At 38.5% G+C, this 17,622-nt stretch carries 13 protein-coding genes and 1 pseudogene; 9 read left to right on the forward strand and 5 right to left on the reverse strand.

Annotation, left to right across the window (positions count from 1 at the left end; genetic code table 11):
- Positions 1-23: 23 nt before the first annotated feature.
- The 6 genes from QQK09_RS07245 (at position 24) to mepK (ending at position 7,328) form a co-directional block, all read left to right on the forward strand.
- Positions 24-1,610: an alkaline phosphatase gene (locus QQK09_RS07245; protein ID WP_284203446.1), complete on the forward strand. Its 1,587-nt coding sequence runs from the start codon at positions 24-26 to the stop codon at positions 1,608-1,610.
- A 343-nt stretch (positions 1,611-1,953) separates the two neighbouring features.
- On the forward strand, positions 1,954-2,613 hold the full coding sequence (locus QQK09_RS07250; protein WP_284203447.1) for a DUF3299 domain-containing protein: 660 nt from the start codon (positions 1,954-1,956) through the stop codon (positions 2,611-2,613).
- Between the two features lie 290 nt (positions 2,614-2,903).
- Entirely contained in the window at positions 2,904-3,374 is a 471-nt protein-coding gene (locus QQK09_RS07255; protein WP_284203448.1) for a prepilin-type N-terminal cleavage/methylation domain-containing protein, read from the forward strand.
- 330 nt (positions 3,375-3,704) lie between these two features.
- Positions 3,705-4,832 carry a glycoside hydrolase family 53 protein gene (locus QQK09_RS07260; RefSeq protein WP_284203449.1) on the forward strand — a complete coding sequence of 376 codons (1,128 nt, stop codon included), beginning with the start codon at positions 3,705-3,707 and terminating at the stop codon, positions 4,830-4,832.
- A 218-nt stretch (positions 4,833-5,050) separates the two neighbouring features.
- Complete coding sequence (locus tag QQK09_RS07265) at positions 5,051-6,616, forward strand: L,D-transpeptidase family protein (protein ID WP_284203450.1); 1,566 nt, start codon at positions 5,051-5,053, stop codon at positions 6,614-6,616.
- Between the two features lie 160 nt (positions 6,617-6,776).
- A complete protein-coding gene (mepK, locus tag QQK09_RS07270) occupies positions 6,777-7,328 on the forward strand; it encodes a peptidoglycan L,D-endopeptidase MepK (RefSeq protein ID WP_284203451.1) in 552 nt (183 codons plus the stop codon).
- 456 nt (positions 7,329-7,784) lie between these two features.
- On the opposite strand, the gene QQK09_RS07275 is transcribed toward mepK, so the two are convergent.
- From QQK09_RS07275 to QQK09_RS07295, 4 genes are all read right to left on the reverse strand, one after another.
- On the reverse strand, positions 7,785-9,068 hold the full coding sequence (locus tag QQK09_RS07275) for a serine hydrolase domain-containing protein (RefSeq protein ID WP_284203452.1): 1,284 nt from the start codon (positions 9,066-9,068) through the stop codon (positions 7,785-7,787).
- Between the two features lie 742 nt (positions 9,069-9,810).
- On the reverse strand, positions 9,811-10,899 hold the full coding sequence (locus tag QQK09_RS07280; RefSeq protein ID WP_284203453.1) for an alkene reductase: 1,089 nt from the start codon (positions 10,897-10,899) through the stop codon (positions 9,811-9,813).
- Positions 10,900-10,941: 42 nt separating this feature from the next.
- Positions 10,942-12,039, reverse strand: a complete 1,098-nt coding sequence (locus QQK09_RS07285; protein WP_284203454.1) for an alkene reductase — start codon at positions 12,037-12,039, stop codon at positions 10,942-10,944.
- 329 nt (positions 12,040-12,368) lie between these two features.
- On the reverse strand, positions 12,369-13,250 hold the full coding sequence (locus QQK09_RS07295) for a LysR family transcriptional regulator (RefSeq protein WP_284203456.1): 882 nt from the start codon (positions 13,248-13,250) through the stop codon (positions 12,369-12,371).
- 160 nt (positions 13,251-13,410) lie between these two features.
- Between QQK09_RS07295 and QQK09_RS07300 the strand changes: the two genes are divergently transcribed.
- The 3 genes and pseudogenes from QQK09_RS07300 to QQK09_RS07310 all read left to right on the forward strand — a co-directional run bounded on the left by QQK09_RS07300 (position 13,411) and on the right by QQK09_RS07310 (position 15,842).
- Positions 13,411-14,586, forward strand: coding sequence for an MFS transporter (locus tag QQK09_RS07300; RefSeq protein ID WP_284203457.1), 1,176 nt, complete (start codon positions 13,411-13,413; stop codon positions 14,584-14,586).
- A gap of 93 nt (positions 14,587-14,679) precedes the next feature.
- The gene (locus QQK09_RS07305) at positions 14,680-15,372 is read left to right on the forward strand and encodes an SDR family oxidoreductase (RefSeq protein ID WP_284203458.1); all 693 of its coding nucleotides are present in this window, start codon (positions 14,680-14,682) and stop codon (positions 15,370-15,372) included.
- 273 nt (positions 15,373-15,645) lie between these two features.
- Positions 15,646-15,842: pseudogene (locus QQK09_RS07310) on the forward strand (IS3 family transposase).
- Positions 15,843-15,910: 68 nt separating this feature from the next.
- Here QQK09_RS07310 and glgC read toward each other — a convergent pair.
- Entirely contained in the window at positions 15,911-17,125 is a 1,215-nt protein-coding gene (gene glgC, locus QQK09_RS07315) for a glucose-1-phosphate adenylyltransferase (protein ID WP_284203459.1), read from the reverse strand.
- Positions 17,126-17,622: the final 497 nt, after the last annotated feature.

Genomic DNA, 17,622 nt, shown 5'->3' on the forward strand with positions numbered 1-17,622 from the left:
ATAGTTAATAATCACGGAGAAAAATGAAAATGGAAGTAATAAACAGAACAAATAATTTTAGTGTCATCTTTATTTCAGTGGCTTTATCGCTAGCCGGTTGTAACAGTGAATCGACAGCAGACCTATCTGCGTCTCCAGATATTCCAGAGGCGCCTGAGGTTCCTGTTGACCCTGAGGTTCCTGTTGACCCTGAGGTTCCTGTTACTCCGGAAATACCGGAAAATGCTAAAACAAAAAATGTGATTTTGATGATTGCAGATGGCACCAGTGACGGTGCATGGGATCTCGCTAGTTACTGGACGGATGGTAAGTTAAATAACAATACTTACCCATACACCGAATTCGATACACGTATGGCGGTGAATACGGCTCCGATCAATGCAACCTATGAGCCAGCGTTAACTTGTACAGAAGAAGAGCAAAAAGTGCTTTATGAGGCGGTCAAAGTGTGGGATGACACTCCGATTGAAAGTAACTTCGAGTTTGCGGGTTATGACTATCTCAATAAAGAATATACAGACTCTGCAGCAGCGGCTACAGCCTATGCAACGGGTCATAAAACTTACGGCAGTGCAATGGGCGTCGATTATTGCGGAGAGCCTCTGGAAGCGATTACTACAATTGCTAAAAGAAATGGGCTCTCAACAGGCATTGTCACTTCTGTGCCAATCAGTCACGCAACACCGGGTGCATTCGCTGCTAATAACTTAAGTCGTCATAATTATTCTGAAATTAGTCGAGATATGTTTCTTAATGGCAGAACAGATTTGATTATGGGGACTGGGCATCCCGCTTATGATGGCCAAGGTAATAGAAAAACGATATCTAAATATAACTATAAATATATTGGTCAGGATAGTTGGGAAGAACTTGTTAGCAATAAGCTTGTCGCTGATGGCTCTGATAAGCCTTGGAGTTTTATAGAAAAAAAATCTGACTTTGAAAAATTAGCAAATAACGAAGCAACAGCTGAAATGTTAGATGGTCCATTACTTGGTTTGGTACAAAGTGATTCGAGTACACAACAAGCGCGTGGATGCTCTAACGGGCAAGATGGAAATGTTGCATTTGCATGTGACTTTTTACCAAGACCACCAACACTCGAGGTTATGACCAAAGGTGCAATTAATTACCTATCTCAAAATGAAAATGGTTTTTTCTTAATGGTAGAAGGGGGCGCGGTTGATTGGGCTGCTCATGGTAATCACACTGCGCGTATCATTGAAGAGTTGGTTGAATTTAATGCTTCAATTTCTGCTGTGATCGCTTGGGTAGAAGAAAACAGCAGCTGGGACGAAACGTTATTAATCGTGACCACTGATCACGGTAATGCTTATGTATTAGGTGAAACATCGGATCAAGTTGCCTATGCGCATGTGGAAAACCCAGGTAAAGGCGTAATGCCAATTGTGAAATATTACAGCGGTAACCATACTCGTGAATTAGTGAGGTTATACGCTAAAGGTAATGGGGCAGATACACTTAGTATTGCTGTAAGAGGTAATGATCCTGGTTATGTAGCGAATTATAATAACATTGGTTCAAACGGTGATTATGTTAATAATACCGACGTATTTGAGTTAATGAAACAAGTGATTGTTGCTCAATAGAGCGCTAAATTCCTTTAGACAATTAAGTAAAATTATTAATGTAGGTACTTAGCCAGAGAGCATTTAAACCTGCTCTCTGGCTAAAAATTAGCAGGCTAGTTACTGTGCTAAACAGTCGCTTATTAGGGGCTTGGCTATCGTTTACATTATTATTTCTTACCATAAAGTTGCCAATCGCCAATTATTATATTTTCATTTAGATATCAACACATTAACGCCTATTGAATCTCCCCTTTAATTTACTATCCAGAGCTGTGTATTAACTCTTACATTGATCTTCTGGATATTAATTTACAAATACTCGTTATCTGACTGGTATGAACATCAAGTTTTAGGAATGCACATGAAAAAATTGTTACTGATACCTTTTTTGCTTAGCTTTTTCTCGGTGGTACAAGCAACAGAGGCAATTAAAATTGGGTGGGTAGACTTACAAGGTAAAGTTGCACCATACCAAGATCCTTTTAAAGATTTAACCGAAGATCAAGTTTATAACCTATCGATTTATGCACGTATTTCAAAATTACAAAAAGATTATCCAAAGGTTGTCACCGAGGCAATGAAAAAAGAAGCTGAAAAGGCAAAAGCAACGTTAGTAAGAGAGAAAGTAGACATTACATATATGTTTGAGCAGCGTTTAATCGTCATGAATAAACGAAAACAAGCCGCAATGGCAACTAATAGTTCACTAATGAATAAAAACATCGAAATCGAGGGGTACATGTTAGCGCTTGAGTTCGATGGTGAATTTGTAAAGGAATTTTTATTAGTACCGACGATAGGCGCTTGCTCACACAAACCTGTACCGTCAGCAAATCAGCTAATTTTAATTAAAGTGCAGAAAGCAATTAAAGCAGGGGTGCCATACATGCCAATAAAGGTAAGTGGGGCGTTGCGCATTACAGCACAATCAAAAAATCTGAATTTGGTGGATGGTCAAAAGAATATTGATATGTCTTATAGTTTAGACAATGCAACTATTACAGCCTTAAGCGGAAGGTGATTGATCTTGTTGTTTTTTATACTTTTCATTGACGAAAAGGGTTTATTCTTATAGTCTGCTATTAATTATAATTTGCTTTGAATTGCTATATTCGAGGTTGTATTGATACAGTGGCTTTCAGGCTTTGTTGAGCTCACAAAGTATCCAAGATGTGTTCAACCGAGCCAGAGGGATTGGCTAGACTAAGACGCTTTATTATATTCGAATGGTACTGTACCGACTTCTGTTGTTATCACAAAAAATCTAGCGGTGATGTCCTTCTTTGTTATGCTTTCGGAGCTTAAGTTTATATGAAAAAACAATCTGGTTTCACCCTAATAGAACTGATCATTGTTATCGTTATCCTAGGTATTTTGTCAGCGGTAGCTGTGCCTAAATTTATCAGTATACAAAGTGATGCACAGGAATCCACAATGAAGGGGTTAAAGGGAGCTCTGGAGTCTGCGAGCACGCTCGTTAACGCAAAAGCCAAAGTTGAAGGGCTCGATGATTTGGAAGATGCACAGCTATCATCTGGAATAAAGACTCATTGGGGCTATCCCTCCGATACACAGACAAACTTAAGATTAGTTCTCGATTTCACCGAAGGCGTCGATTGGGAGTTAACGGGGTCATCACCGGTTATTTTTACATTTTTGAGTCAAACAGAAGATATGTCGGCTACTGAAATAAAAGCAGATGATACGCTTTGTAAGCTGACCTATAAGCAAGCGCTTAAAAATCAACGACCAGTCATCTCCATTTCAGGTTGTGCGGATTAATTCCCGAAAAATGCATAATTGAAGGTACACTATTTTTGATTTTTAAAAGCGAAATGGTGGTGAAAGTACATTGATGTTCGAAGCCGCTGCTAAGGGGCATAGCAGCGAAAAAATCATTGACAATTTTTGGAAATTTAAAATGAAAGACCTATCCCTTTTCTACATAACGCGTTAACGCCATTTGTCATTACTAGTAGATAGATATTCCGGACTCTGCTACTGAGAGCTGGTTAATAATTAAACGTTATTTATTACCGATGGTTACATATACTTAAATCTCTCATTTTTATTTTGGCTGTCATTTCATTATCTAGCTAGGTGATCCTCACAATGCATTATTTTATTGATAGTCTAAGACTTTTTTGTTTTTGCTGCTTTGCCTTCTACCAGCCCTTGGTCTTTTCTGATGATGATTTTATTCGTGGGGTTGACCTGTCATCTGTCAATCAGATGGTAGATTGTGGCGTAGTATTCTATGACAAAGAAGAACCCAAAAATGTATATCAAATTATGTCGGAGCAAGGTGGGAATTTAGCTAGAATTAGAGTCTGGGTAGATCCATATTGGAAGGGACCCGAGGGGGAATTAAATCACTATTCAAGCTTAAGTGACGCCAAAAAAAGTATTCAACAAGCTAAAACGTATAATATGAAAGTCCTATTAGACTTTCATTATTCAGATACATGGGCTGATCCTGGTGCGCAAATTATCCCCAAATCATGGCGGAGTTTACTCGATGATACTGAGCAACTAGCAAAGAAACTGTATGACTATACTGACCAAGTACTCGCCGAATTAGTACTTGAAAACTTAAGCCCCGATTATGTCCAAATTGGCAATGAAATTGATCGTGAAATTCTACTACCATGGGATGACAGCGGCTACCCAATTGATTGGCAGCGAAATGCAATGCTGCTAAATGCTGCCATCAAAGCTGCACGTAAACCTGAAAATGGTCAACCTCAAATTATTATTCACTTAGCAAAAGCGTCGAGTGCAATGAATTGGTTTTTCGATGCTAAAAATGCAGGGCTAATTGATTTTGATATCATCGGGTTATCTTATTATGCCCAATGGTCAGCCTTAAATATTGAGCAGTTCGGAGACATGATAAAACGCCTTAAAAAATCATACGCTAAAGACGTGATGATCGTTGAAACGGCTTTACCTTGGACAGAGCAATGGAATGATAATTTACATAATATACTTGCGACTATGCCCAAAGGGTATCGTCCAGCCACACCAGAAAATCAAGCTTTTTGGTTGCTCCACTTAAAAAAAGAGGCTCAAAAACAACGCGCTTTAGGAATCGTTTATTGGGAACCTGCGTGGGTAAGTAATAATTGCTCTGCGTCTGGGTTTAAACAAAACAAAGGATCTGCATGGGAAAATGCAACATTTTTTGATTTTGATAATAGGTTAATTGAGAATGGAGGTGTGAAATTTTTATCTCCTTAAATCATCAATATCAACTTGAATTTATGAAGTGCGTTAATCGCATTCATGGTACACATAGCGAGGTAGGGTCATAACAAATATATTCTAATTTAATAGCCAAAATAACTCACCCACAACAGGTTATCAGCTACATTTTTAGCCTTCACAACTTCCATAATCTCAATAATCTCAATTTAGTCGTATACTTCTTAACGTGTTTACGAATTGGGGAATAATGGATGAAACTAGCGCAACTGCAAAAAACACAATTATTAGTTTGCTTTCTAATGCTTAGTATATGGCCTGCTCATTCGTTGACACTTGGTGGCAAGCTTAGTGTTCAATACCCTAGCATCATTGCGTCTCTTTATCCTGAAAATGAAAATCTAACTTATTGGTCTGATCCTCTATTACGCGAAGAATTTCAAAATCAATTATCAATTATGGCTACCGCCCGCATTAACGATCATATATTTAATCGCTACCATCAATTAAAAGAAGCCGCAGTTTTACAAAACTGGCAAGACTACGAGTATTTGGCATCAGATACATTGATCTTTTATCTATCCTATCTTGAACAGCTAGATAAAAAGGGCTTTGCTTGGTTATTTGGATCACGTGTAGAAGATAATTTAAAAGCACCAACAGAGAGCACAATTGAAAACTTTTTTACGGCCAATTCAGAGCAAGCTAAACTGCAATATTTACAAGCACTGTTACCAACATCAGAGGGCTATGATGCGCTTTATCAAAGTTATATCGCGTTTCAGAACTTGGAATATGAAAGTAGTGAAGGTGCTACTTTAAGCCCGCTTGTGAAAAAGAAGTTAACGCTTAAGCAAAAAGAGATTCTTATTCAACGATTACATCTTTCGGGCGATATCTCCTTACAGCAAAAGCAGCAATTTATATCCGAAGAGCCCACCCTATACAGCCCGAAACTTGAACAAGTTGTTAAGCAATTTCAAGCCCGTCATGGATTAGTCGAAGATGGCATTATTGGTAAAAATACACGTCATTGGCTCAACTTTAGTTATACAGAGCGCCTAAGAATAATGGCATTAAACCTGTTAAGAGTGCAGTTATGGGACACAGTCGATTCGAACAAAATAATTGTTAATATCCCTAGTTTTGAAATGCAATATTGGGAAGATGATCAAAAAATATTTGAAAGTAAAATAATTGTTGGGCGTCTAACAAGAAGAACGCCTTTATTTACGAGTAAACTTGATTCCATTATTTTTAATCCCAACTGGAAAGTACCCGATAGTATTATGCGTAAAGATATTTTGCCGAAGGTATTAACTTCCCCTGAATACTTGAGTAAAAATAACTTTGAGATTGTTGATAGTTGGCATAGTCAGGACATAATCGATCCAGAGCAAATAGACTGGAATACGATGAATGTAGAAAACTTCCCTTATAAATTACGCCAACGTTCAGGTAAATCAAGTACCTTAGGCGCATATAAATTTAACACCCCCAATAGAAATGCGATTTATTTACACGATACGTCAGCAAAACATTTATTTAATAAACAGTATCGAGCACACAGTTCTGGTTGTATACGTGTAGAAGACTCTGAACAATTTGCCCAGATATTGATGAAGCAATCTGGTTTCACTCAAACAGACTTTCGTTTTCATAGTCAGAAAGAAGAAACAAATAGTGTGGCTTTAAAGCAATTAATTAGCGTAAAAACCATTTACCAAACTGTGTGGGTAAACCAGCAGGGCATCACTCAGTTTCGGAGTGATATTTATCATTATGACCACGCTAGAAGAAAAATAAACATCAAAAATTAAAGAAGCGTAAATTTATTTAATTTAAAAATGTCTTTCTGTACAATAACTAAGCAATAATATCCTGCTATTGTGCCTTTAACGACTAGTTAAGTTGTTTGACTCTGAGATTAAAAACCCGTATTTTCCTCTTTTTTAGATTGATTTTTATACAGCGGATAATATGGAAAACATTAATTTTCAACGCCGGAAGCTTATTACTTCAGGCTTAGTAGCACTGGGAGCATCATGCTTACCTTCTCTTTCATTTGCAGCTTTAATTAAAGATAAACCGAGAGAGTTAAACTTAAATAACTTACACACAGGTGAAATTTTACAGTCGCAATATTTTGATGGTAAAAATTATCAATCAAGTGAATTAATGAAGTTAAACCATATTTGTCGTGATTTCCGTCAAAACGAAATGATAGAGATGGATAAGCACCTCTTTGATCAGATAACGGCTATCCAGAAAATCATTGGATCTAAGGGACAAGTTCAAATCATTTCTGGCTACCGATCACCGATAACTAACCAAATGTTGAATGGTAAATCTTCTGGGGTTGCTAAAAAAAGTCAGCATATGCTAGGAAAAGCAATAGATTTCCGTCTTGAGGGAGTACCACTCGTTGATGTTAGAAAGGCTGCGCTTTCTTTAAAAGCCGGTGGTGTTGGTTATTACCCTAAAAGTGATTTCTTACATATTGATACCGCACAATTTCGTTCTTGGGGTTAATTAATAAGCATCGGTCAAGAGAGGCGGCAACAAACGAGTTTTAAGATAATTCAACGCTTTATCGTCAATGATAAAACAGGTAAAACCTCTGAAAACAATGCCTTAAAAAATAGAGATAATCTAGATAAGGCGATGCGAAGTCTGCATTATCCGATATGGTTGAACGTTGTAGACTCACGGCGGGTTTTCAGTTGTCTTATTTTTATGAAATTATTTTCAGTGGCTCACTTCGTATTTGAACTGTTTTTGTTTTAAATAATACTGTTTCGCTTCGTTTGATAGCAATAGCAGTTAACAGAGTGTTGTATAATTTTCAAACTCCCCATACATTCCCCCATTTATTGATTAAAAAAAATCCCCAACCTTTAATAAGGTTGAGGATTTTAGTTGGTTGGTCAGATTGTTTTATTTTCACCCAAAGGTTAAACGATCACATCTGTTAACAGGTTGTATCGTTTAAAATTTGAAATACTTAGCGATCTCACGAGCATAGGTTTCTTCTTGGTTTTTACCGGTGCTTGTTGAGAAGAAAGAGATCACCAAGTCTTTCGTTGGTGAGATGTAAACACCTTGTCCGCCAACGCCTGCTTTGAATAAGTCTCCATCTTCAAAGATAGCATCAAACTGATAAGCATTTTTAATATTGGTGTCGTTGTAGAATGAGTTTTCCATCATTTTCCCCACATAACCACCACCATAAGCTTCTGGATTACCGGACTCTTGAATTAATTTAATAACGTCTTTATCTATTCCGCCATTACCAAGTTTTGTCGCAGAAGGAGTAAGTAACATGCCAAATTTTGTCATATCTTCAATGGTCGTATTCATTGAGAAGAACATTAGTGGATAGCCGCCTTTTGGAGATACGACCGTGTAGGCATCATTGTTTGCCCCCATCTTCTGCCACATATCACGACTCACTATCTCATTCATTGGTAGACCGCGTACATTCTCTACGATGCGCGACAGCACGAAAGTATTAATAGAGTTATATTCGAATGTTTCACTACCTGGCGCTTTTCGTTTCATTTCAGCTAGCACTTCAAGTGGAGTTTGCGTCACATCACCTTCAAATACACCAATGGATACAGCCCATTTAAACCAAGGCTGCTCTGGATTTGTACGTGAATCAGCTTCTACTTCATCATGCTCAGTTGCATTTAAACCTGTCGCCATGTTCGCAGTATCGAGTATTGAAACAGTATCCCAGTCAGAACCTTTTAGTTCTGGTATATATTTAGAAATCGCATCGGTAGGCTTAATTTTTCCTTCCGAGACCAGCTTAGCAATCTCGATCCCTGTCGTTATTTTCGAGTTTGAAAACCAATTATGCTTATCTGTTCTGTTCATTGTATTGTAACGTTCAAAGACAATTTCACCGTTTTTTACAACCAGAAACGCATCAACGGGGTAAGCATCTAAGTGTTCGTTTAGTGTCTTCTTCTCACCATGTACAGTTGCAGAAATTTCACCTATTTTATTGTCAATTTTATATGGGAATTGATAAACAGGTCCATCGCGTTCAACTTGAGCAGTAGGGTAAAAACGGCTTAGGTTTTGCCAAGCAAATTTAGATTGATCAATTGGGAATTGCAGTTTTACGCGATTGCCTTCTTGTAAGAAAAATTCATGAGTATTATAAACATCCACATTTGATGATGAGTCATTGACGACTTCACTTGCGAATACGCTTCCTGCAGATAAGGCGGTTAATATTGACATTGATATTAGGCTTTTCATGTTATTTTCCTTTGCTGTATAAATAGGGTAGAACGGGGTGCAAGGCGTTACACGATTACGTTCTCTTTATGCAAATTATAATACCAAGGAAATGATAATCCGTTTCCTCGCTTTTGATGGGCTTAGTCCATCAATGCGTGTCACGAATGTTAAAAATAACCTTTTCTATTCAAATTGTTATATTTTATTTTTGTGCGGATAATTACACCAAAATTGGTCATTTCAGCGCGTACAAGCGAATTAACAACGAGGATGTGTTGTGGCTGAAAATATCAGGCAGAGATACAAGTCTTTCACTTTGCTTTTTAATATTTAGCTTCTAACTCGGAAGGGGGTAAAGAATCTTAGAGTTTATGCGAACTTTTGAAGTATGTAATGTCTGCTATTCCGACATAGCAGACATAAACCTCGTTTATCATTTCGATGAAATATAGTATTCCCTCTAATTTTCTTTCACACACTTAGCGCCTTAGAAACCTATAAATTAATTAACCAATATTTTTATGCTTTGTATTTTTTAAGAATTAATATAGTTAATGTAAGTGGAAATAAAACCCACCAAAAGAAAGTCTGCCAAAAGTTGCTTTTAGAATGTTCTCGCTGTTAAAATTGCATCCAAACATTAAAGCACCTGCGGTAAGTTTATATATTAGTGATAATTATCATGGATATAGTGGCCATAAATTACTCGCCACTATATTCATCATTGGCAAAAAATGTTTTTTTAAGCGTTAGTCGCTGGTTAACCTGCAGCGGGATAATCTGTATAACCTTTTTCATCCCCTCCGTATAATGTTAAGCGCGCATCAGCATCAAACTCTGCCAAGCCAATATTTTTCTCGAGACGAGAAACAAAATCAGGGTTAGTCACAAAAGGGGTACCAAAAGCCACTAAATCAGCATAATTTTTAGCTAATAGATCCTGTGCAATCTCTTTATTTAGCTTGCCCGCCACCATGATTGGGTTTGGGTAAATACGGCGAACTTGTTGTCTAAACTGTTCAGACGCTTCAACATAGTTGGCAATGTTTTCAGAGAAATGAACATAAGCAAGGTTCATAGGAGCCAGCTTTTGAAGTGTTTTTAATGTCAGTTCAATAAGCTCAGGGTCTTCCTGTGCGTAACCCTCTGTTACATGTGGAGACAAACGAATAGTAACTCTGTCACCACCAATTTCGTCTACGATTGCTTGTACCGTTTCAACTAAAAATCGCATGCGATTTTCTTGGCTACCACCATACATATCATCGCGTTGGTTACTTGCTATATGCATAAACTGGTCAAGTAAGTAGCCATGTGCGCCATGAATTTCAATGCCATCAAAGCCTGCTTGCATTGCATTTCTTGCTGCTTGCACAAAGTCTTGGATAGTGTTTTGGATATCATCGATACTCATTGCACGCGGTACGCTTGTTTCAATCATGCCAAAGCCACCCTCTGGCAATGGTCCAAAAACTTGATCCGCCTCTTTGATAGCAGATGCTGAGACAATCGGTTCTCCAGCAATCGTTTCGTGACTGCGGCGACCAACGTGCCAAAGCTGAATAAATATTTTTCCGCCCACTTCATGCACTGCTTGTGTTGTTTTTTTCCAACCTTCTATCTGCTCTTGAGAGTAGATTCCCGGTGTCATTGAATAACCACGAGCAACCGTTGAAATAGGGGCACCTTCAGTGATGATAAGACCAGCAGTCGCGCGTTGTTTATAATAAGTTGCCATCATATCGTTAGGGATATCACCCGGTTGACTCGTGCGTGAACGTGTCATAGGTGCCATTACGATACGATTAGTGGTGTTAAAACCTGCAAAATTAAATTGATTGAATAACATAATTAATACCTTAATTTGTGTAATTTAAAATTGAAAAAGTGATTACTGAGAAAAGCGAGGGTAATCAGTTAACCCTTTTTCTGCACCACCAAATAATGTTTCTGGATTGTGTGTTGCCCAAGCTTGGTTATGCTTTATACGAGATGGGAGATCAGGGTTAGCAACAAACGGTCGACCAAAGGCAACCATATCAGCTAGACCATCTTCAATTGCTTGGACTGCTCGCGCTACAGAGTATTTTCCTGCATAAATTAATATCCCTTGGTAAGCGCTACGTAATGCTTGTTTAAATGTTAGTGACATTGGTGGTGCATCATCCCAATCAGCTTCTGCAATATGTAGGTAAACAATATTATGTTTATTCAATAAGCTTGCAGCTGCGATATAGGTTTCTTCTGGGTTCGCATCAACCGTACCATTAAGGGTCGTTAGTGGGGCTAAACGAACAGCGACTTTGTCCGCGCCAATTGCATCAACCATTGCAGCGACTACTTCGTCTAAAAAACGTAGGCGATTTGCAAGGCATCCACCGTATTGGTCTGTGCGAAGGTTAGATTCAGAATCGATGAATTGATTGATTAAATAACCATTGGCAGCATGTAATTCAATCCCATCAAAACCTGCTTCAACGGCGTTGAGTGCTGCCTGACGAAATTGCGCTACCACTTCCTTAATATCTTCGATACTCATTTCACGTGGCGTTACTACATCAACAAAACCAGGTTCATCGCTACCATTGTCGATAAATACTTTCACATTTTCTGCTTTTATTGCAGAGGAGGAGAGTGGTTGATTGCCATCAATGTTGTCTGGGTGAGTAACGCGGCCTACGTGCCAAAGTTGTGCAAACATAACACCGCCTTGTCCATGAACTGCGCTTGTTACCTTGCGCCATCCTGATATCTGCTCTGGAGTATAAATACCAGGTGTCCATGCATAACCTTTTGCCATTGATGAAATTTGTGTGCCTTCACCAACAATAAGACCGGCTTCACTTCGCTGTGCATAATAAGTTGCCATTAAGTCATTTGCAGCATCTCCAGGCTGATTAGCACGAGAGCGCGTCATTGGTGGCATAACAATGCGGTTTTTTAAAGTAACTTTGCCTAATTGAATAGGTTGCAAAAGAGATGTTGTCATAATGGTGAGCCCCGTTTATTAATATATGGGTATCCTAACAACTTCAACTATTTTCATTAAGAGCATAAGTAGCAAATTACTTTTGTAGTAAATGCAATAATGTTTCCTTGTATTTAGGGGCTGTTGACCTTTGCCGTTTAAATTTTGTTCAACCCAAAGGGCAGCATTTGTTGACTCTTTCTACTGCGTTTTCGCCTATTTATGTGGAACAACCACACGACATAGGCTCAGCCTTGCATAAAAAGCCAATAAATTGCTGCAAAAAAAAACTTGAAACATCAACAACCCCTAGTTATCTCAATCGAGTGTAATTGTTAACTGCAGCATATTTACAGTGATAACTTAGGCTGAATAAAGTCAATAAAAGCAGATATACGCCGAGCAACAGAGGACGATTTATAAAAGACAGCATTAATTTGTTCGCGCTCTGGTTTGCTCTGTTTTTGTTGCACTAATATAGGTATTAACCTGCCTGCGGCGATATCTTCATTCACCATAAATCCTGATAAGCAAGCGATGCCATTGCCAGCTAAAGTCAGTTGACGCACTGTTTCACCATTACTCGCAGTCAAATCTGGCTCGATATTTTCTCCGTCAGTAATTGGCCAACTATTAAGCACTTTTGCGCCAGTGAACCCTATTAGTTGATGCGCCGATAAGTCAGTCGTTTGTTTGGGTAACCCTCTTTTGGCGAGATACTCAGGTGAGGCCACGATATGTAGCGGACTTTTCCCTAGCGGACGAGCATGTAATGTGGAGTCGGTTAATTTACCGATACGAATAGCAATATCTGTTTTTTTCTCTAACAGGTCAACAATGCCCTCATTTGAAGTTAGCTCAACTTGAATATCAGGAAATGCTTTATTAAAAGGGGCGATGAGAGGAATAAGTTGATGAAATATGAAAGGACTCGCTGCATCAATTCGTAATCTACCCGCCGGAAGCTCCCCGCGTGTTACAAGATCTTGTTCAGCTTTTTGAATATTTAATAACCCGGTCCGCACCGATTCTACAAATAGACGTCCTTCATCGGTTAGCTCAATGCGCCGTGTTGTTCGGTTTAAAATGGTCACACCAAGCTGCTTCTCAATCTTGCTTACCGCCCGAGATACACGTGCAACTTGAATATCTAATAGATCAGCTGCCGCTGAAAAACCGCCACTATCGATAACTGCAAGTAGCATTTCTAAATCATCAGAGCGTGTCAACATAGGTTTCCCTTTTTGTTTTAATAAACATTACTGTCGATATTAACAAAAGTAATTTGTTAATAACACGGTTTTAAGCAACGTTAATCTCATTAATAATGCGTCCAACAAACAAACCCATACAGTTTTTAATTAATCAAACACTAAAAATAGGAAATAAATTATGCCTCTCGCTTTACTCGCACTAACGCTCAGCGCTTTTGCAATTGGAACGACTGAATTTGTAATCGTTGGATTAATTCCAACCATGGCACAAGACTTAAATGTATCACTCCCATCAGCTGGATTGTTAGTTAGTCTTTATGCATTAGGTGTTGCCATCGGCGCCCCCGTGTTAACCGCATTAACAGGTAAGTGGAATAGAAAACACGTTTTACTCTCTGTGATGTCACTTTTTGTCGCAGGTAACGTATTAGCATGGCAAGCACCAAGTTATGACACACTGATTGTCGCACGCATATTAACCGGTTTAGCACACGGCGTGTTTTTCTCAATAGGTACTTCGATTGCAACAGGGTTAGTTTCAAAAGAAAAAGCGGCGAGCGCTATTGCGATCATGTTTACCGGCTTAACGGTCGCACTAGTAACAGGTGTGCCATTAGGCACCTACATTGGCCAAACCTTTGGCTGGCAGGCAACATTTTTAGTGGTTGCAATATTAGGTCTGATTGCACTTGTCGGTAGTGCATTATTGGTACCAAACAATCTAAAACAAGCACCAGCGACAAAGATTTCAGCACAATTTAAGGTACTTGCAGAGCCGCGTTTATTGTTAGTTTATGCAATTACCGCGATTGGTTACGGTGGTTCGTTCATCGCCTTTACCTACCTAGCATCTATCCTAGAGGAAATCTCTGGATTTGATTCAAGTGCAATTAGTCTAATCATGTTGGTTTACGGGGTGTCGGTTGCCGTTGGTAATATCTGGGGCGGAAAGATGGCCGATAAGATTGGGCCAATCAAAGCCCTTACGATTATCTTTGCAGGTCTGGCTACAGTATTATTTGTTTTCAACTTTACCGCGGTTAACCCAATTGCAGCGGTTATTACTATCTTAGTATGGGGTGCATTTGCATTTGGTAACGTACCAGGACTGCAGGTTTACGTTGTAAAATTAGCTGAAAAACATACACCTGATGCCATTGATGTTGCCTCTGGTCTTAACATCGCAGCCTTTAATGTTGGTATTGCATTAGGTGCTTGGGGTGGTGGTTTAATCGTTGCAGAAGCTGGACTGATGAACACACCTTGGATCGGCGCGATTGTGGTATTAATTGCCCTTGTACTAACCCACTATAGCGGTGTATTAGACAAGAAAGCGGCAGCCAAAGAAGCTTAATCAGCTATCAATATAAATCAAGAAAGGCGAGCCCCTAATCGGGTTCGCCTTTCTTTTACTGCACTTCTTTTTAACTATTCCGAGAGAAATAATATGAAAACTATTTTTATTAGCGGTGCAAATCGTGGATTAGGTCTTCAATTTGCAAAACAATATGTTCAGCAAGGTGATCATGTGATTGCTTGTGCGCGTGATTTATCTCAGGCAATAGCGTTAACACAATTAGCGAAGCGTCATAAGAATATTCAGCTACATCAACTGGATGTAACAAATGAAGCGCAGATAATTAATTTAACAGCACATTTTAAAAATGAACCGATTGATATACTCATTCATAATGCCGGCGTGGGCGGGGAGCAGTGTGAAACATTAACGAGAATGAACCAGAAAAGTTGGCTCGACGTGTTAGCCGTTAATACCGTTGCCCCCATGCTGATCACTCAAGCCTTATTAAAAAATATAATGGCGAGTAAAGAGAAAAAAGTTATAGGGTTAACCTCTATTCTCGCAAGCATTAGTGATAATCGCTCTGGTGGACGATATAGCTACCGTGCATCGAAAGCCGCATTAAATCAATCTTTCAGATCACTTGCTTGTGAGTTAGTAGATGATGGCGTCACAGCAACGGTTATTCACCCTGGTTGGGTAAAAACAGATATGGGAGGCAAAGAGGGAAAAATAACAGCAGAGCAAAGTGTCACCGGTATGATTAAGGTAATTTCAGACCTTAAAAGGATAAATTCTGGTTGTTTCTTTACCTATGACGGCACAGAATTGCCTTGGTAAAATATGAGGTATAAAACGGCAATGGAAAATAATCTATTTATTTAAAATTAGTAACATAACGACAGCATGGAAAAGGGCACAAACCGACGTGGAAAATGTTAATAAAATGATATCTGCCACTCGGTATTGCTTTGTATTGAAATACTGAACTGAGCATACCGACTTGCTTTAGTAACTCGGAAAGTGGCACATTGCGCCTTAGCTTTTCCTTCATTAATCTGGTCAGATTAACCCATTACAACTTCAAAATAGCAAAAGGCAAGACTTGACCCCATTGTTTTTTCTGTTGAAGAAAACTTCTTTGGTTTATTAAAAACAGAAATGTATCGTGGACACATTTTCAAGATGCTGATGAGCTAATAACAAAAATAGAAGAGTATATCGAGTATTACAATACAGAACGGATAAAGGTGAAACTAAAAGGCTTGACTCCGATAGGTTATCGAAACCAGGCCTCACAAGCCGCTTGACTAAAATATCCAACTTTACGGGGGCACTTCAATATTGGGGCTTTTTTATATCTATTTACAAATTGCCATTAAAATTGATATGACTCAGGTACAACCACAATCCCACCATCTGAAATAGTAAACTTCTTTGCATCTTCGAGACTGTCGAAACCAATGCATGTTCCCGCAGGAATCTTCACGTGCTTATCAATAATACAATTTTTAAGCTGACTATTTTCACCTACCTCAACGTGATCAAGTAAAATACTCCCGACTACTTCTACTTCACTATTAATCCTAACACTGGAAGAAATGACAGAGTTCTTAACGGAACCTCCTGAATTAATCACGCCACTTGAAATAAGAGAATTTACAAAAACACCTTCCTTGCCTGACGCTGATGAAGTAGTCCTTGCTGGTGGTAACTGTGGTTCATAAGTTCTAATAGGCCAATCCCGCTGATATAAGTCCATTGGCGGTACTGGTTCTAATAACTGCATGTTTGCTTGATAAAATGAATCAATAGTACCTACATCGCGCCAATAGGCATCTTTTGTTACTCGTCCTACTTGTCCACCAAATTGATGGGAGTAGACTTTACCCTTTTCAATTAACGTCGGAATAATATCTTTACCAAAATCATGACTTGAAATCAGATCTTCTGCATCTGATTCTAAAGCTTGTATCAACGCATCCATTGTAAAAATATAGATCCCCATTGAAACAAGACTTTTTTCAGGATCATTCGGTAAGCTAGCAGGTATAGCCGGTTTTTCTTCAAAAGCGATAATTTTATCATTATTATCCACGGCAACAACACCAAAATCAGAGGCTTCTTTAATTGGTAGTTCCATACAAGCAACGGTTAAATCCGCTTCATTCTTTTTATGTTCCTCTATCATAGGCGCATAATCCATCCGATAAATATGATCGCCAGAAAGCACAACAACATATTTAGCCTCACTGCGTGACAGTAACCATAAGTTTTGGTAAATCGCATCTGCAGTACCAGAATACCATTTTTCACCTTTACGCATTTGTGGAGGAACAACTGTAATGTATTCACCTAATTCAGGATTAAAAACAGACCAGCCATCGCGAAGGTGCTTTTGCAAAGAGTGAGACTTATATTGAGTAAGGACTAAAATACGCCTTAAGCCAGAATGTAAACAATTGGTTAAGGTAAAATCGATGATTCGATATTTACCACCAAAAGGAACAGCGGGTTTTGCTCTATTATCAGTGAGAGGAGATAAGCGAGAACCTACTCCCCCTGCGAGTACCAACGTCAATGTGTCTTGCATTATTATTTAGTCCCTTTTTGATGTGAGAGTGCTTTACAGTTGTTCTATTAATAATCAATCAAGAATTGCACCAAAATTTAAGCTGTTGATTTTTAATGTAACAAATAAAGTTAATATTTAAATTGCACCATCATGGAATTGATTTTTATAACTTTGCACCAAAACGATAAATTAATTAGGTTGGATGCATTCAAGACAGGGTTAAAACCAGCGATCAATGTGTGGGGTAATTAAGATCATTGAAAATGCAGTAGTGAGAGCAAAGATACTAAGTAAACTGAGTAAAAAAATGACGTTTATTCTACTTATCCTCGTTAGCGTTGTTGTTAATTAAGTTGCTTGAATCCATAAAAACGTTAATTTTTGACATTTGGGTCTTCGTTTTCACATTCATCAAACTCAAGTATAAATTGTAATTTATTACTATTAGCATTGTAGGGCTTGAGTGCTCTTTATATTTTACATCTGTTTTTGTCTCAATTTATGTCGTATCGAGC

This window comes from Psychromonas marina, assembly GCF_030161115.1.
GTDB lineage: Bacteria > Pseudomonadota > Gammaproteobacteria > Enterobacterales > Psychromonadaceae > Psychromonas > Psychromonas marina.

Coding starts and splice junctions, on each gene's coding strand:
- QQK09_RS07255 (WP_284203448.1), top strand. CDS start 2,904: ATGAAAAAACAATCTGGTTTCACCCTAATAGAACTGATCATTGTTATC.
- QQK09_RS07265 (WP_284203450.1), top strand. CDS start 5,051: ATGAAACTAGCGCAACTGCAAAAAACACAATTATTAGTTTGCTTTCTA.
- QQK09_RS07280 (WP_284203453.1), bottom strand. CDS start 10,899: ATGTTATTCAATCAATTTAATTTTGCAGGTTTTAACACCACTAATCGT.
- QQK09_RS07300 (WP_284203457.1), top strand. CDS start 13,411: ATGCCTCTCGCTTTACTCGCACTAACGCTCAGCGCTTTTGCAATTGGA.
- QQK09_RS07275 (WP_284203452.1), bottom strand. CDS start 9,068: ATGAAAAGCCTAATATCAATGTCAATATTAACCGCCTTATCTGCAGGA.
- glgC (WP_284203459.1), bottom strand. CDS start 17,125: ATGCAAGACACATTGACGTTGGTACTCGCAGGGGGAGTAGGTTCTCGC.
- QQK09_RS07285 (WP_284203454.1), bottom strand. CDS start 12,039: ATGACAACATCTCTTTTGCAACCTATTCAATTAGGCAAAGTTACTTTA.
- QQK09_RS07250 (WP_284203447.1), top strand. CDS start 1,954: ATGAAAAAATTGTTACTGATACCTTTTTTGCTTAGCTTTTTCTCGGTG.
- QQK09_RS07260 (WP_284203449.1), top strand. CDS start 3,705: ATGCATTATTTTATTGATAGTCTAAGACTTTTTTGTTTTTGCTGCTTT.
- QQK09_RS07305 (WP_284203458.1), top strand. CDS start 14,680: ATGAAAACTATTTTTATTAGCGGTGCAAATCGTGGATTAGGTCTTCAA.
- mepK (WP_284203451.1), top strand. CDS start 6,777: ATGGAAAACATTAATTTTCAACGCCGGAAGCTTATTACTTCAGGCTTA.
- QQK09_RS07295 (WP_284203456.1), bottom strand. CDS start 13,250: ATGTTGACACGCTCTGATGATTTAGAAATGCTACTTGCAGTTATCGAT.
- QQK09_RS07245 (WP_284203446.1), top strand. CDS start 24: ATGAAAATGGAAGTAATAAACAGAACAAATAATTTTAGTGTCATCTTT.